The 15,295-nt window shown below is 61.1% G+C and carries 9 protein-coding genes; 4 read left to right on the forward strand and 5 right to left on the reverse strand.

Annotation, left to right across the window (positions count from 1 at the left end; all coding sequences use genetic code 11):
* Positions 1–324: 324 nt before the first annotated feature.
* Both ACVOLV_RS00500 and ACVOLV_RS00505 read left to right on the forward strand, forming a co-directional pair.
* Positions 325–960 (forward strand): glutathione S-transferase family protein, encoded by a 636-nt coding sequence (locus ACVOLV_RS00500; RefSeq protein ID WP_481552672.1) that lies wholly within the window; start codon positions 325–327, stop codon positions 958–960.
* A complete protein-coding gene (locus tag ACVOLV_RS00505) occupies positions 957–2,024 on the forward strand; it encodes an LLM class oxidoreductase (protein WP_481552673.1) in 1,068 nt (355 codons plus the stop codon). The genes ACVOLV_RS00500 and ACVOLV_RS00505 overlap by 4 nt, the downstream gene beginning before the upstream one ends.
* Before the next feature lie 300 nt (positions 2,025–2,324).
* Here the strand turns inward: ACVOLV_RS00505 and ACVOLV_RS00510 are convergent, their stop codons facing one another.
* The 4 genes from ACVOLV_RS00510 to ACVOLV_RS00525 all read right to left on the reverse strand — a co-directional run bounded on the left by ACVOLV_RS00510 (position 2,325) and on the right by ACVOLV_RS00525 (position 9,418).
* Complete coding sequence (locus tag ACVOLV_RS00510) at positions 2,325–3,902, reverse strand: putative bifunctional diguanylate cyclase/phosphodiesterase (RefSeq protein WP_481552674.1); 1,578 nt, start codon at positions 3,900–3,902, stop codon at positions 2,325–2,327.
* Positions 3,903–3,924: 22 nt separating this feature from the next.
* Entirely contained in the window at positions 3,925–5,235 is a 1,311-nt protein-coding gene (locus tag ACVOLV_RS00515; RefSeq protein WP_481552675.1) for a TIGR00341 family protein, read from the reverse strand.
* Between the two features lie 140 nt (positions 5,236–5,375).
* Positions 5,376–5,687 carry a hypothetical protein gene (locus ACVOLV_RS00520; protein ID WP_481552676.1) on the reverse strand — a complete coding sequence of 104 codons (312 nt, stop codon included), beginning with the start codon at positions 5,685–5,687 and terminating at the stop codon, positions 5,376–5,378.
* Between the two features lie 95 nt (positions 5,688–5,782).
* On the reverse strand, positions 5,783–9,418 hold the full coding sequence (locus tag ACVOLV_RS00525; RefSeq protein ID WP_481552677.1) for an ATP-binding protein: 3,636 nt from the start codon (positions 9,416–9,418) through the stop codon (positions 5,783–5,785).
* 48 nt (positions 9,419–9,466) lie between these two features.
* Here ACVOLV_RS00525 and ACVOLV_RS00530 point away from each other — a divergent pair, with 48 nt between their 5' ends.
* Entirely contained in the window at positions 9,467–10,108 is a 642-nt protein-coding gene (locus ACVOLV_RS00530; protein WP_481552678.1) for a response regulator, read from the forward strand.
* Between the two features lie 92 nt (positions 10,109–10,200).
* On the opposite strand, the gene ACVOLV_RS00535 is transcribed toward ACVOLV_RS00530, so the two are convergent.
* Positions 10,201–13,581, reverse strand: coding sequence for an autotransporter outer membrane beta-barrel domain-containing protein (locus tag ACVOLV_RS00535; RefSeq protein WP_481552679.1), 3,381 nt, complete (start codon positions 13,579–13,581; stop codon positions 10,201–10,203).
* A gap of 1,025 nt (positions 13,582–14,606) precedes the next feature.
* On the opposite strand from ACVOLV_RS00535, the gene ACVOLV_RS00540 reads away from it, so the two are divergent.
* On the forward strand, positions 14,607–15,179 hold the full coding sequence (locus ACVOLV_RS00540; RefSeq protein WP_481552680.1) for a fimbrial protein: 573 nt from the start codon (positions 14,607–14,609) through the stop codon (positions 15,177–15,179).
* Positions 15,180–15,295 lie beyond the last annotated feature (116 nt).

Here is a 15,295-nt window from a genome sequence, read left to right on the forward strand (position 1 = left end):
GTATGCGGCCAGCAGACATCTCAGCACAGCAGTTGAGCGCACTAATTTCTACATCAAATAATTCGAGGAGTCTCGTAGCACGCGTCCGTTAAAACATTAGTTGTTCTAACTATTGGTCGACGTATTAATCGTTTTTCAACAGGTTCACCCAAGCCTAGACTGCGCGCATCCAAGCCACCTGATCCTCGTTGCCATGGATCTGCAAACCTCTGCGCCGGCCATGCCGGCTGGGGAAGGCAGCCACGCGTTGCGAGCAGAGACCTGCTCCCCTGTGCGTACCGCTGCGCATTCGTCAACACCCCACTCCTCCGACAAGGCCCCGTTGTGTCCAAACCAACGCTCCATCTCTACAGCGATAGCTCCCCAAACGGCTTCAAGATCTCCATCGCACTGGAAGAACTCAGCCTGCCCTATCACCTGCACCACGTCCGTATTGACAATGGCGAGCACCAGCATGCGGACCACCTGAAGCTGCACCCGCATGCACGCATCCCGGTGCTGGTAGACGAGGCTGCGGGGGTGACGATCTTCGAATCCGCGGCCATCCTGCTGTATCTGGCTGAAAGCAGCGGACGCCTGCTGCCGCGCGAGGCTGCTGCTCGATGGGAAGCGATCACCTGGTTGATGTTTCATTCCGCAAGCGTTGGGCCGATTCTTGGCCAGCGGGTTCACTTCGAGTTGTTTGCCGAAACCGCATCGCCGGCTGCCATCGAACGCTACCGTCAACTTAGCAACGACTTCTTCGCCACGCTGGACGAGCGTCTGAATAACCGCAGCTGGCTGGCCGGAGACGAGTTCTCCATTGCAGACATCGCAGGCTTCGGGTGGACCCATATCGCGCGCATCGTCGATATCGATTTCAGCGCCTACCCGAACCTGAGTACATGGCACCAGCGCGTTGCCCAGCGTCCAGCCGTGCAACGCGGCGTACTGATCCCTGAAGCCGCAACCGGCGCTTGAACGAGAATCCAGCAATGCATTCATTGAGTAACCTCACTCCGCCCCAGGCAAAGCAAACCGGCGCATCTGCTACTGCGTTCGCCCACCATCCCGGTTACCAGCGCATGTTCCGGGAAGATGCCTTGAGCTTGGGCATCTTCCTGCCGCTGCGCTTCTATCGCGGCGATATGCAGGTACTCGCCGGGCAAGCTGAATGGGTGAGCCAACTCGACCGCGCCGGATTTGCTGCCGTGTGGACGCGAGATGTCCCGTTGTTCGATCCGCTGTTCGGCGATGCCGGCCAGGTATTTGACCCCTTCACCTATCTGGCCTTCCTCGCAGCACAGACCGAGCGCATTGCGTTGGCAACGGGCAGCGCGATCTTCTCGTTGCGCCACCCCATCGATCTCGCAAAGTCGGCATCGACCATCGACCAGCTGTCCGGAGGACGTCTGGTGATGGGCATTGCCTCCGGTGATCGACCGGTGGAGTTTCCCGCGTACGGGCTGGAGCACGCCAGTCGTGCGGAACGTTTTGCAGATACGCTCGACTATGTCCGGCAACTGATGCAAGCCGGGGAACTGAACATCAACTCGCCGCTAGGCAAAGCACAAGGCGTGCAGCTACTGCCCAAGCCCGCCACGGGCAAGGTGCCGATGTTGGTAACCGGCAGCTCCCGGCAAACCTTGCAGTGGGTGGCGGCACATGCCGATGGGTGGCTCACCTATCCTGACGCTACCCACGATGCAGCTGGCCCGAAGCGGTTAGCAGCAAAGATTCGCGCGTGGCGCGCATTGATTCCCGACGGCGGCTTCCGCCCGCATGTCAGCAACGAATGGTTGGATCTGGTCGAGGACCCCAACCACCCGCGAACGCCGATCGACGGCGGTTACACGTTGAGGACTGGTCGCAACGGTCTGATCGACCTGCTCGGCGAATGGCAGCGTGCGGGCGTCAATCATGCGGCATTGGGCATCCAGTTCAGTAAACGAACCGTTGGAGACGTCCTGCAGGAACTGTCCGAGTATGTCCTGCCGCTGTTCCCAGCCCACGAAGCAATCGCTGCGGGAACGCCACGCTGGTAGTTTCAGCAGCGCTGGCTCGTCGCAGATAGGTGCAGCACCGTTGCTGCGTCCACCGGCCATGGAAGCAAGCACCAGCCGTGGGCACTACAGCGAGGCCCTGAGGTGGGTTGTCCTGAAGGTGCCGGATCACGACGAGCCTGGCGGGCGTCTCTCGCCAGGGATATGCACTGGCGGCCGGCGCGCTGGGATTTTGGGGGACCCAACGCGAAGCAGCGTCGCCCCCCAATCGGGGCGACACCGACTTGTTCTGGTTCAGTTGCTGAACACAGTTTTCTCCCTCGTGGAAGCAGTGTCAGGAGGTCAGTTATCGAGCATCCGGTGCAATACGTCATCACCATCGTTGTACTTGGCGACGAGCGCCGGCACGTCGGCAGCGCAGATTGGGCGGCTGATCAGATAGCCCTGGATGACATCGCAATCCATGCCCGCAAGCATCGCCTGCTGCTCAGCGGTCTCTACGCCTTCAGCCACCACCTGCAGGCCAACAGCTTTCGCCAAGCCGATGATGGCGCGGACAATCGCCTCGCCCTCGGGACACTCGCTCATCCCACAGATGAAGCTGCGGTCAACTTTCAACTCCTGAACCGGGAATCGCTTCAGGTGCGCGAGACTGGAGTGGCCAACGCCAAAGTCGTCAAGCGAGACACATATACCCTCGACCGCCAGCTTGCGCAGGGTAAGCAGACTCAGTTCTGCATTACGCATCGCGCCGGACTCGGTGACCTCGATGCAAAGATCGCGAGGAGAAAGCTGATTGCGCTCCAGCGCGTCCAGCACATCAGCGAAGAATGAGATCGAATTGATCTGGAACACGGATGCATTGACAGATACAGGCCAATCAATCGCATGCTCCTCGCGCCAGAGCTGCATCTGTCGGCAAGCCTCATTCAGTACCCAACGACCGACCTCCACGATCATGCCGGTCTTCTCGGCGAGCGGAACGAAATGATCCGGCGGAACCTGCCCATGCTCTGGATGGTTCCAGCGCAGCAGTGCTTCCATACCTACTATCCGCCCGCTCTGGACATCCAGCTTGGGCTGGTACAACAGGAAGAACTCACCGTCGCGGAGTGCTCGGCGCAGATCGCCAACCATCAGTTCAACTTCCGATGCGCTGGCTCCCATCTGCACATCGAACACGTTGAAGCGGTTGCGGCCCAGGTCTTTGGCCTCCTCAAGTGCAGCTGTGGCCTGGGTCAACAAACGGCTGCGCTGGCCCCCGGCAATCATCTCCATGGCAATGCCAACACTGACGGACACATCGCTCGTCTTGTCGTTGATCACAAAAGCACGCTGCATATCCTGCATCAAGCGCTTGGCGATCGTCTTGGCATGCGCCAACTCTTCAACATCGGCGACGATTGCGAATTCATCCCCAGCCAACCGCACGACAAGATTCTCCACACGGACGCTGGCACGGACGCGCTCGGCGATGGCTTTCAGAAGCAGGTCACCGAATGCGTGGCCATGCAGCAGGTTGACGGCTCCAAAGCCGTCTACGCCAATCACCAGCACAGCCTTGCGCTCGCCCTGCGGCGCCGGATTACGCAGCTGCTGCTCCAGCAGCAGCCGGCCGGGAAGACCCGTCAAACGGTCATGCATTGCGCTTGGCACGGAAATCTGCGCCACCGGCTCTGACGCCAAGCCGAGATTCCACAGCCAGCGCCCGGCCGAAGATGCGCGCTGTTCTTGCGACAGCAGCAGCGAATAGCCCAGCACGAGTGCGGTGATCACGCAACTGCCGACCAACAGAACGCCACTGTTGAGTGTCGAAATGAAGTTGTAGGTCACATTCGCAATCATGATGATGCCCTCGCTGGCTCGTACCGGTTCGGAGTGGGTCCATTGTTCCGTCAGCAGACGCTTCGATGAATACAACAAATACGAATCCCCTGGATCATCAGCGGGACCCAGCCTTCGATGACGCTTCCTGCATGCGTACCACTACCGTCCAGCCTGGCATCTCCTTCTGTAGTCGCGTCTCCAGCGCATGGAGATCTGATTTGTCGGGAACCAGTTCAGAGTTCGGACGCACCACGACGATGTGTTCGCGCTCTGATACTTCCACCGCTACCAGCTGCTCCAGCAGCGCACGGACGACGGCATCGCCGTTGTTGCGCTCGGCGTTGGCGCGCTCTGATTCCACGCTCATGCGGGCTTCAATGGAGGCCAGCCGGGCGCGCATACCGTCCATGTCCTCCTTGCCGTTCTGCTGGCTGCTATTGGCTTCCAGGCTCTGGTGCAGCTTCACGTGGATTGCGCCGCGCCCCAGCTTGGCGCGGATCTGGCCTTGGATGTCACTCTGCGCCGTTGGCAAGTAGTGCGGCACGAACGCCACGATGCTGAACTGCGACGCGCCGCCCCGATGGTCCACCTGGAAGCTGTCAATCGTGCCGCCATGGCGGGAGAGATAGGCCTCTGTTTCACCCCGGCCAACCTTGCCGATCCAGGTAGAAGCCGCTATATCACGCAGCGCCAAGCCCAACGGCACTGCAAGCACCAGGAAAGTGGCCGCGATCAGGCTTGCCTGCAGCGCGGTGTGCTGCGGCGAGTTCTGCATGCCAAATCCGTACCATTTGGCGACAAGGGTTACGCTCAGCGCGATAGCCAGAAGATTGGTCATGAACAGGAAGAATGCGTTGCCAGCAATGGCCATGCTGCCCACGGCCAATCCATAGCCGACCACCGCCAGGGGCGGCATCAGCGCTGTTGCAATCGCCACGCCAACGATGGTCTCGCCCTTTCTTGCAATGACCGCATATGCCCCGGCCAGCCCGGAGAAGACCGCGACCATCAGGTCAAAGAGTGTCGGCTGGGTCCGCGCAAGTATCTCGCTGGTGGCCTCACGAATCGGCGATGCCTTCACGATCAGGAAGGAAATCAGAAGTGCCAGCAGCGTGCCCGCCAGCAATGCCAGCAACGCGCGACCCATCATGCGGAAGTCAATCACGCACAGTGAGAAGCCAAGCTGCATGATCGGCCCCATCAACGGGGAGATCAGCATCGCACCTATCACCACCGCCGCAGACGACTGCAGCAAACCGAGGATTGCGATGCCACAGGACATCATCGTCATGAACAGATAGCGCGGCGTGGTCACACCACCTTCGAGTACGCCGGTAACCACCACATCGTGGTCAACGCTGGCGATGATGTAGCTGCTGCGCCAATGGCGCGCCAAGGACGACAGGGAACTGAGGAATCTGAACATGCGATCTATCTACGTGCATGAACGACGCAGCCCCAGCAAGATGGGGCTGCGTTCGTTCGCGAAGGTAACGATGAGCGATTTCCTGCTCTTCGGCTTGAGGTGCGGGCGGCTGGCTGTATGCCCATGCCGCCAGAATGGAGCTACCGCAGCAGCTGCGTGCAAGGGGTTTCGGGTGCGCGACGCAAACCCATGCGTTCGATGTCCAGCGCCAGCAGCAGCTCCAGGTTATCCAGTCCGTCGCGGATGCGGAGATTGGCCTGGGCATCATCATGATTGTGATCAAGATGCGCTTCCAGCAACGTGGCGAGCAGCGGATAGAGAATATCGCCCTCGTTTCGCGCCGACTCTATCAACAGCTGAGCCAAGGCAGCACTGCGTGAAGCAGTGGCCGTGCGCTGACCATTGGCCTCACTGGAAGGGGCGCCATTGCGGATGGCAAACACGTTGTTCATGGGAACTCTCGCCTGCGCCAATGGCGCGCTCGGTGACCGGAGCCATACAGTGCCGCTGCCAAGACACCATTCCCATGCAACAATTACGAAAACAATCAGTCCTGCAGTTGTTGCAGCAATTGATCCAACGATGCCCTGAATCTGTGCAGGTCATCAGCATGTGAAAGCGCACCATCTGCCTCGATCGCCAGCTGCAGCTTGCGCGCCTGCTCGGCCAGTCGCTCGGCACCAATCGCCCCAAGTCCACCCGCAATCCGATGCAACCGTTCCGCGCAGGCGGCATCATTCTGCGCTGCCAATGCTGCACTCATCGCCTGCAGGTCGTCTTCGGTAGTGGTGACGATGCTCCCAATCATCCGCTCCACCACCTGCGCCGAACCAAACCGGGCGACCATCGCTTCGCGCAATGAGTTGGCTGGGTGCAATTCCAGCACGGCAGCCTGCGAAACCGGCTCGGCCACACCGTCGCCCCGCCGCTCCGTCATGACCGCAGCGACGGGCTCGCCACTCCCCTGCAACCACCGAAGCAGGGTCTGCCGCAGCAGGGCCAGCGGTACCGGCTTGGCGAGGAAGTCGTCCATTCCAGCATCCCGGCAACGACGCGCCTCTTCATCCAGCGCACTCGCGGTTAGCGCAATGATCGGTATACGCCGACGGCGTGGGTTCGCAGCCTCCAAGCGACGGATCTCACGGGTCAACGCGTAGCCATCCATGCCAGGCATCAGGCAGTCCGTGATGATTGCATCAAATGATCCGTGGGCCAGTGCTTCCAACGCAGCTACGCCATCATCCACCACCTCATGGCTCAACCCGAGCTGCTGCATACGCCACCGCATCAGGTCCTGGTTGGTCGGATGATCCTCGACGACCAGCACGTTCTTCTGCCGCCATTCTGGCGGCGGTGCACCGGTATAAGCGGGCTCCATGGCATCGCTGATCGCATCATCGGCGGCTACCATTGGCAGCCACACACTCAGCGCAACCTCTGTCCCCTCGCCCAGCGCGCTGCGCAGTTCCAGTTGCCCCCCCATCAGCTCGGCCAGGTGCTGGCAGATGCTCAGTCCCAGCCCGGTGCCACCGTAGCGACGGGTGGTGGAAGCCTCTGCCTGGATGAAGGGGCTGAACAACCGGTCCTGCTGGTCTTCGGGTATGCCGATGCCGGTATCCCGGACGGCCAACCTGATCCGCTGCGCATCGGAACGTTCTTCCAGCAGGTCGAGCAGGATGGTGACTTCACCTTGTGCGGTGAACTTGATGGCATTGCTGAGCAGGTTGAACAGGATCTGACGCAAGCGGGTGCCGTCAGCCATGTGGTGTTGCGCCACACGCGTATCGATCCGGTTACTCAGTTGCAGGCCCTTGGCCGTCGCCTGGGTCATCAACATCTGCTGGGTGGTGTCTATCTTCTGCCGCAGGCTGACCAGATTGGCCTCAAGCGCCAAGGCACCGGCCTCCATCTTGGAGAAGTCCAGGATGTCATCAAGGATCTGGCGCAGCATCTGCGCGGAGTCCTCGATGGTAGCCACCACTCGTCGCTGCTCGGCATCAAGTCGGGTATGCGAAATCACCTCCAGCATTCCAAGTACGCCACTCATCGGCGTGCGGATCTCGTGACTCATGGTGGCCAGGAAACTCGACTTGGCCTGCGCCGCCTGCTCAGCGGTGGCCTTGGCTTCCTCCAGCGCCTGCGCCTGCGCGCGCGCCTCGGTGACATCAATCCAGTAGCCACTCCACTGCTTGGTTCCATCATCAGCTCGACGCGGCTGTGCGCGTGAACGTATCCATTTGCAGCCATCACCGGAGCGCACGCGGAAGTCGGTGACGATGTCGTCGAATGCGGCGGCAGCTCGCTCCAACTCGGTGGTGACTCGAACCTGGTCCTCCGGATGGATGCGAGCAAAGAGCTCGCGTTCGTTGTTCAAGGCCAGGTCCACGCTGATGCCGAACAGGGATGGCATATCACCGGCAATGTAAGGGAAAGAGAACTCCCCACCGCTGTGGCACACCTGGTAAACCACCGCAGGCAAACTGCCGGTGACTTCAGCCAGACGCTTCTCCACCAACCGGCGCTGCTCCACTTCTCGCCGCAAGCGGGTGTAGCCGATGGCATGCACAAAGCCGGCCGTCAGCAGCACCAGCGCCAACGGCACCGCCCATTTGAGGAAGGCCGCCCAATCGAAGCCTGCCCGGTACTCCACGGCCATCCAGTCATTGCGGATGGCCTCTCGCTCGCGCGGCGTCATGCTCATCAACAAGCGGTCGAAGGCGGATGCGAGCGCAGCTTGTTGCGGCCGCACCGCCAATGCCAACCGGTCTTCGATGCCCGCCGGTGCAGCGATGTGCAGTTCACCGGAGTAGCGATCGCGCAGGAATCTGTCCACCACCGCAAGGTTGCCTATATAGGCATCGGCCTTGCCCGTGCGCACCAGCTCCAGCCCATCCTGGGCGGTAGCGACGTTCAGCACCACCACCTCCGGCGCCTGGGCCCGCAGCAATGCTCCGATCCGGTCGGGGTCGGACAGCGCCACCCGGCGACGATCGAGGTCACGCATGTCCAACACCCGATCACTGCCGTTGCCGACAACGATCACGTTGGATACCGTGAGAAACGGCTGACTGAACACCCAATCGCCGCCAAACGCCGCCGTGTCGTTGGGCACGCCCATTACCGCATCAAGCCGGCCTTCACGCATCGCATCGCGGATGGCCTGCCAGCTGTCCAGCTTCACTGTCTTGAGCTTGTCGGCACCGGCAGCGCGGAACCGGTCCAGGTACTCGCCAGCGATGCCACTTGGTTGCCCTTCGTCGTCCAGGAAGGAAATGGGTGCCCAGGTCGGCGCGAACCCAACGTCAAGCGGCTGCGCCAGCGCCTGGCGCTCAGCTGCGGTGAGTGCCAGGGTGCCACTGCCCAGCCATTGCAAGGGTTGCATCCAGCGCGCACGGATTGCCTGGCTGCGCGCGTCCGGAATAGCGTCCAGCGCGATGTCCAGCGCCTCGGCCAACGGCTGCTGGGCATTGGGGATGCCAAAGTGCAGCGAGTCTGCCGCCAGATCGGTCTGCCGCTGCAGTCCAATCCGGGGAATGGGGGTACCGGAGATCAGCGTTGCAGCGACGTAGGCATTGCCCAGATACACATCCGCTTCACCGTCAGACACCATCCGCAGGGCCTCCCGCGTGGTCGGCGCCTGCAGGTGAAGGGCGGCCGGGTAGCGCTCGCGGGCGATGCTGGAGAGAGAAAAATCACGCTCGGTTACAAGGCGTAGATCCGTGAGCTCCGCACTGCGGGCGGCACGCCCGTCCTGCATCCGGCTGACCAATGCAACCGGGGCCTCTGCGTACGGACGGGTAAACACCATGCAGCGCGTACGCTCGGCGGTCAGTGCGATATCCATCACAAGGTCCACCTCGCCCGCGCAAGCCGCCCGCAGCACCTCCGCCCAGTTGGCGTAGCGCCGCGTCACCACCTTGATGCCAAGCAGCCCCGTCGCCTCGAGCAGATAGTCGTAGGTCATCCCCTCCGGCCTGCCTTGATCGACCCGCTCGAAGGGCAGCCAAACGTTGTCGTACAATCCGACCGTCACCGTGGGATGGGCGCTTATCCAGGCCCGCTGCTCTGGCGACAACGGCAACGCTTCACCCTGGGCGAATGCAGGCAGGACCAGCATCGCGGCCAGGCACAATGAAACGAACCTGAGATAGATATGCCCGAGCACCCTGCGCGATCTCCTCATTGCCGTCCGCCTCACCTGCCCTTTCCTGCCTACCTCAGATACTAGCCCATGCGCCTTCGTATCATTCTTGCCGATGACCATCCCGTCGTCCGTATCGGTGCCCGTGCGCTGATCGAGAACAGCGGCGTGGGGGAAGTGACCGCCGAGGCCAACAACCCCGACGAACTGCTGCAGGCCCTGGAAGACCATCCCTGCGATGTGCTGGTGACCGATTTCGCCATGCCCGGTGGTCAGCAACCCGATGGCTTCGCCATGCTGGGGTTGATCCGTCGCCGGCACCCCGACCTGCCAATCCTGATGCTGAGCATGGCCAACAATCTGGGCATCTTGCGGATGGCAGTTTCCGCCGGGGTGCTCGGTCTGATCGACAAAGCGTCCTCGCTGGATGAGCTGCCACAGGCATTGCAGACCGTGCATCGTGGTGCACCGTATGTGAGCCGAGGGTTGAAGGAACGCATCGCCGAGCTTGGCAGTGAATCGATGGCAGCAGGAGGTAAGAAGCCTTCTCCACGAGAGATTGAGGTTTTGCGCCTGCTTGCCTCCGGGCTCTCGGTAACCGAGATCGCGGCGCAGTTGAACCGCAGCATCACCACCATTAGTCGCCAGAAAGGCGATGCCATGCGCAAGCTGGGGATAAGCAACGACGCCGAGTTGTTTGAGTTCCTGCGCAATGGCGGCGTATCGGACTGACTGATCGCCGCCTCGCGATACGCCACGAGGCAAAAACAAAAAAAGCCGTCCCGATGATCGGGACGGCCTGGAAAGTTCATCTAGCAAACTGCTTACCAGTTGTACTTCACACCAAACTGACCGCCCAGGTCGCGATAGTCGTTCTCGCCGCGCTGCACGCTCATCTGGCCCCAGCCGGTCCAACCACCGCCCAGCTGCAACTGCGCACCGGCCTTGAGCTCGTAGCGATCTTTCGGGGTGCCGCCATTCAATGTATCGCCATTGAAAGCCACGGCATTGGAATCCGAATGGTGATACCAATTGGCCGTTACAAACGGCTGCACCCGATTACCATCCGCTGTGTTTGCATGGCCATAGGCCCGCAAGCCCAAGCGGGTGGTCACACCACCGGCCTGATCAACCGACACCAACGTACCATTGGCCTCACGATGATCGTCGCTGCGATAGTCGGTATAGATCACCTGCGCCTGCGGTTCCAGGTAGAACGCCTTGGCCTCATCTGCAACTACCTGCCAGGCGTAGCCGGCTTCCACCGACCCAGCCAAGCTGCGGGCCTCGTAGCGCTCTTCAGCAAGCGCCTGGCCCTGCACGCTGTTCCGATAGCGGCCAGCCTGACCCCATACATCCACGTACAGGCCGGTGGTGTCAGCGGCGTTTGCAAACCAGTTGCCATACACACCAACGGCGGCCCCCTTCACCTTGCCCTTGGCCTGGTAACCAGTCTGTGCAGAAACCGCCATGTTGTTGGCCTGCCCAGCGGCGGCCATCACGCCAACCTGACCGCGCCCCTTATTGCCCCACTGGGCAACATCGGTACCGATCTGCAACAGCGAACGATCACTGTCGACGTCGATCTGACCATCAGCCACCCCGTAGTCGACCTGTCGACGCTCGACACGGGCCCACACACTCCCAAGCCGGTCATCGTCCTTCAGACGCTCAGCCAAGTTCGGCTCACCCAAGCGATCGTGCATGGCGTGCTCGAACATACCCGTCGCAGCGGCCTGGTTGGCCAGATAGGCACCAACCTCCGGGCGCAGCACCGGCTCAGGAAGCGGCGGGTCAACCGGATTGCAACCCGGGGCACCGGGATTGCCCTCACACGGGTCCGGCGCAACGGTCAGCTCTGAACGCAGGTACCAGTCGCCGTCGTCCGGGTTGGTCTTGCCACCCTTGAACAGGAAGTACTCGTACTGGCCACCAACCGCGCGACCGGACAGGCCGAACCCGGCGTTGGAGGTGCCATCCACCTGGATGATCTGAATGCCGTCCACTGTCTGTGCGCCGGTCCCGCCCACGTTGTTCACCGCCACCATGGCATGACCTGAGGTATTGCCCAGCACATGCAGCTTGTCGGTTGCCGAGTGGTCATCACCCAGCACCGTGTTCATCAACAAGCTGCCGCCTTCACCGTCAAAATCACCATTGACAGTCAGCGTCCTGAAATTGCCTTCGGCCCCGCCCTGAAATGCGATCACACTGTCATTCAGCGACAACTGGCCGACCGCCGAGTCGCCGGTCATGGTCCATTGGCTGCCGCCACTCAATGAGAGCTGGTTCACCGAGCCATCCGTCGCCCCCATCCAGTGCGATGCATTGCCCAAGGAGACGCTCGCGCTTGCGCGCAGTGCGCCATCGCTATTGGTGTCCGTGCCGACGATGTCACCTTCTGCATGGACATTGTTGTCCATGCTCAGGGAGACCACGCTGTCCTCGTTGTCGATGGACAGAAGGGTTCCGTTCCCACCCACCACCTTGGCACCATTGCTTACTGCTATTGCGGCATCACCAGTGGCGTTGATAGCACCGTGCTGCGCACTCACAAGGGAACCGCCGTCAATGCCGAGCGTCCCATCTACGCGAGCGCCCCAGGAGTCCATACCCTCTACGCGCACCTGAGTTCCCTGCAACCCGATCGCCGCGCCCGACGCAACGTGAACACCGGTAGCCTGAGCTCCGTTGGTAGCGATACTGCCACCGGTCATCTCAATCGACGAAGCGACACCATCAAGCACACCACTGGCGACAATACCGCGCGCAGCTTCACCTTCGGTACGAATCGCTACGCCATCCAGGATCGCACCATTTCCACCGCCGTAAACGGTCACGCCATTGCTCCGTTCACCCTTGGTGATGATGCTGCCACCGGTCATCCCAATCGACGTCCCGATGCCCTCCACGACCATGCCGTCCGCCCAGTAGCCGACGGTTTCGATAGTGCTATCGGCCAGGGTGATCGCACTACCGTCCGATGCAACCACGCCAGCTGCGGAGTAGTTGTTCACCCGATTACCTTCGGTCTTGATAGCCACATTCACCAGATCGACCGTGGAGCCATTGGCCTGTACACCGCGCGCCTGATCACCGTAGGTGGTGATCGCGACATTGGACGCACCGATGTGTGCGCCACCCACTGAAGCCAAGCCGTGGCTCCTGACTCCTTCGGTGAGGATGCTGCCGCCGCCATAAGCCACGCTGCTGCCAGCGCCTTCGGCAAAAGCGCCGTGCGCTTGATTGCCTGCAGTCCGGACATTGACCTGATGCGCAAGAACGGCACCACCACCTTGGGCATGAATGCCATGCGCATTGATGCCAGCGGTCTCGATGCTGCTATCGATCAGATCCACAAAACCATTTCGAATTGCCTGAGCGCCAATGGAGCCGGCGCCAGCAGTGACCACACTGCCACGATTCAGGCTGACCACAGACAACCGACCATTCAACTCGTCGGCTGCCACAATGCCGCGCGCGTTCTGGCCCAGGGTGGTTATCGACACGTCCTGCAGGGCCAGATAGTTGTCACCGCCATATGCAACGGCACCTTTGCTCTCATCGCCTTCCACTACGATGCTGCCGCCACTCATCGTCAGCGCCGATCCCGCGCCGACCGCGTTTACGCCATCGGCCCTGGAGCTGAGGGTGCGAATCGTGGTGTCGATGACATCAATAGCACCACCATCAGAGACGACCACGCCTGCGACGTTTGGGGTGCCGCCAACACCCCCCATTCCACCAACGCGGATATCCGCCCCGGTGACTATGGCGCTAGCATTTCTGATCCAGATTCCGTGTGCGCCGTCATTACCCACGTTGATCACGGTGCCACGCCCACTCGCATCGCGCTCAATATGGACAGCACCGCTGTGGTCTGCGTACACGCCATGACTATTGACACCCGTGGTATCGATGCTGCCACCTGCGAACTGCACCGAAGCGCCTGTCGTCGCCCGCACTCCCGCCGCGGCATATCCAGCCGAAGACACTTTGGCACCGGACGTAACAATCCGGCCACTATTCAGTGCTTGGAATACGTGCTCACCGGCACCGGTGGTGACGTAGTCGCCAGCCGGAACGTCCAGATGTACGCCATCAGCGGACTGCTGACCGTCTGCGGCATAACCAGCGATGGGGAAGAGCAAGGCTGAGCCAATGGCCAGGGCCAATGAGTGCCTGCGAAAGAGGGTATGGGTCATTGAATTGGTCTCACTAATCGTCGTGGATTGAGTGATCCCCGCCGATGGATCGACTAAGCGACATCATCGCTGCCATCTCAAGGCTCGGGGGATCCGCTGCGCGTGGTGCGTCAGTGGGTTCGCACGATAAGCGTCGATGTCAACCCGCGATATACAAGTAGTTTCAAATGCCAGTGAGCACACTGACGGCTCACTCGTTGCTCAGGAACCTGCGAACACCTGAGCCAAGGAACACCCTATGCGTTCTACGCTGAGTAGAACTGCCGGTTTCAACAGGCGCCACGAAGTGATGTCACTGTAAATCAAGCAGGCCCCTCGATTGCTGAGCACGTGCAAGCCGATAGACACGGCCACTTTCAATAAATAGCTCACGCGCGGATATCCGCCTGTCACCGCGCAATGGAATACAACATCTTGCATTCTGACCTTGCTTCCTTCGCCTGTATCGGCGACGCCCTGGCTCTGCCATACAGCACAACGCCGGTTTGTAGCCCTGGTATTCCTACTGCTTTCTCAAACTTGAGAGCCCAGTTCGCACCAGCGCCGCACGCACCATGCAGCACGCGAGCAAACGCGCTCCACTTGAGCCTGAGCCCGATAGAGCCCCAGCGCCAAGCCAAGCTGCGTATGGACGCCAGACGCATTGCCCAGCCTCCGCATTGCCATCTGAGTTTGCAATCGTGCCGGACTCTGCGAGTTGGACTTCCAGCATCCAAGCACCGCTGAACGAAGAACTCATGTCTTGAGGATTTACAAAATATGAGGACTCTGCAGTTGTCTTTGAAACTAGTTGTATATCCAGCAAATCAACCGACTCCTAATCTTCCGCCACGCCGCGCAACTGTGCGGTCGTGCGTGCGAAGGCGCAGCCAACAACGTCGGATTCCTTGTTACCAGCATCGTCCACGGCGTCGCCAGCTTGTCCCCGCGACCTTCATCACGCACCCGTCGTACGCGCTCCCCCGCGGCCGACGCAAGCCTCCGCCAACGCGGATACCAACCAACTGTTGATTAGGAAGATTGAAATGAAGTTTGTCACGATCGCATCTGCTGCCGCCGCTCTGTTGCTGGCAACCTCCGCCCAAGCCGCTTCCACCACCGGTGGCACCATCACCTTCACCGGTGTTGTGAACGATGCGACCTGCACCGTTTCCGGCGGTTCGGGCACCGATGGCGGCACCGGCAATTTCTCGGTGGCCTTGGACCCGGTCAATGCCAACCTGCTCGGCGCTGCCGGCAACACCGCCAACCCGAAGGTGTTCGACGTCATCATCGGTGGCCCGGGCCAGGGCACCTGCGAAGACGGCAAGATCGCCAGCATGTCGTTCCTGCCGTCCAGCACCCAGGTTGACCCGGTAACCGGCGCGCTGCGCAACATCCTGGTCGGCGAAGCCACCAACGTCCAGATCGAACTGGCTGACGACGCTGCCCAGGCAATCAACCTGGCCGTTCCGGGCCAGTCGTGGGACGCCACCATCGGTGACGTTGCTCCGAACACCGGCAAGATCCAGTTCCAGGCGCACTACCTGGCTGTGAATGGTGCTTCCACCCCGGGCCTGGTCAACACGAACGTCGTGTATTCCGTGGTCTACAACTGATCCATTGCGTATCACTGTGTGGGGGGGGCGGGGGGCGGCCGCGGCGGGGGGGGTGGGGGGTGGGCCAAATTAAGGGGGGTGGGGGGGTTGGGGGTGGGGCCGTGTGGGGGGGGGGG

It is taken from the genome of Stenotrophomonas sp. STEN023, assembly GCF_056760135.1.